The organism is Arthrobacter sp. YD4 (genome assembly GCF_030410515.1).
Taxonomy (GTDB): Bacteria; Actinomycetota; Actinomycetes; order Actinomycetales; family Micrococcaceae; genus Arthrobacter.
Genome location: NZ_JAUHHD010000012.1, coordinates 1 through 1654, shown reverse-complemented (window position 1 = coordinate 1654; position 1654 = coordinate 1). Strand labels below are relative to the sequence as shown.

Genomic DNA, 1654 nt, shown 5'->3' with positions numbered 1-1654 from the left:
GCAGTCCAATAAATCGCACCGTTCTCAAACCCCTGCGAAACACCTCCCCGCAACCCGGTCTTCAAACCCGAAACCGACTTACCAAGCCCGGGAGAAACAGCCGCCACATCAGCAATCGCCTTGACGGCCATGGCCGCCGTCGACTCAATCGTCACACCCGCGGCGGTACCTGAGATCCAATTGACGGTCACCCGCGTCCCCGCGTGAGTCGTGAATACCTCTCCCGCTTGCCACGCGTGCCGCGTGCTGTAGTAACCGGCGAAGGGGTGGGAGTCTGGCATGAGGATGAGGGACCCTGCCCCGAGTTGCTGCACGATTTTCACTCCGCGATTGCCGTTGACGGCGGTCGCAGCGTCATAGCCGACAGGCAGCCGCAACTCCAGGTAGTAGACCTCCCCACTTACCGGATCCGTGAACTTCACAGCACGGCCATCGGCCGTGCCACTCCATGCGGTGAGGGTGTAGGCGGTGCTATTTCCGGCTTTGCCAAGGTCCCGGACTTCTCGGCCGGTTCCAAAGCCGCCGTACTCCCACAGTGTCGAGCTGATTGTGGGCTGGGAGGACTGGGAAACCCCCATGAGGTCCATGCTGTCGCCGTACTCCCTGATGCTGCAGGACGGGTCAGCAAAGGTACCGTCACTGTTTGTCGCCACATCCTGGGCGCCACTGCCGCACTGGAGGCTGTTGGCGTGCATCAGCCCGAGGACGTGACCGAACTCGTGCGTGAGCACACTTCGGGTAAGGGCGGCCGGTAGAGGCATGATGACCCGGCCGCTTGTTCCGTTGTAGCTCCAGCCTGCGCCGTACGCGCCGTCGGAAAGCGTGGGAGTCGATACGAATACCACGAGTGCCGTGTAGGGGTTAGGCACCCAACCCAGTTCGTTGGTAATCGTGTTCATCATGTCCGAGTACCGCTGCGTTGAGGAGGCACTGCGACTGTTGAATGTCTCGGTACTGGCAACGCTCATGCTGAGCCGGCCGTTCGACATGGTTGCCCAGTAGTTGCTGGTCGCCTGAACGGCGGAGACCGCAGAGTCCATGGAAATATTGGCTTTGACGTCGGTTAGCTGCACAGTGACCAGCCGGACTTTGATATTGCCTGTCCTGGCCAATGAGTATGACTCTGTACCAAGAGTCCTAGCCGACGCACCCTTAGCGCCTTCCAATGGCGGGGTTTGGAAGACATGGACGCTGGTAGGTGCGCCGCCGGTCTGTTCGGGTACCGGAGGCTCCGGGGTGGGTCCCTGAACCGGGATGCTCGTGCCCGAACCGGTGGACGTGTCAGTAGCTGTCGCCGTTGCAGTGGGGGTTGCAACGGTCTGATTCGTAGGGGCGGATGAGGATCCGACGGACGGCGAACTGGTCGCCGTGGGAGTACTGATGGTCGTTGACGAATCCGTCGGTTCCGAGGCCAGCCCCGGTGCTGCCGCTCCGAATGTCAGCGATGACGCCGAGACCAGCAAAGCACCTGCGAGAGCGGCGGTAAACCGTTTGCGATTCATGTGTTCCTTCAAAGCACCCGAGGTCGTTGGCTGGGGCCGGCGATGGGGCGTGAATTTGTGTTGTGGGTGGGTCATCGGGTGAGGGTGGTTTTGGTGCCGGTGGTGGGGGACGAGTCGATGCGGCCGCCTTGGAAGTTTTGTGCGGTGTTTCC

Annotated in this window: 1 protein-coding gene; it reads right to left on the bottom strand. The window is 61.5% G+C overall.

What is annotated here, in order from left to right; all coding sequences use genetic code 11:
• The coding region (locus QWJ39_RS16240; protein WP_290258931.1) for a M43 family zinc metalloprotease at positions 1–1112 on the bottom strand (1112 nt) is incomplete at its 3' end.
• Positions 1113–1654: the final 542 nt, after the last annotated feature.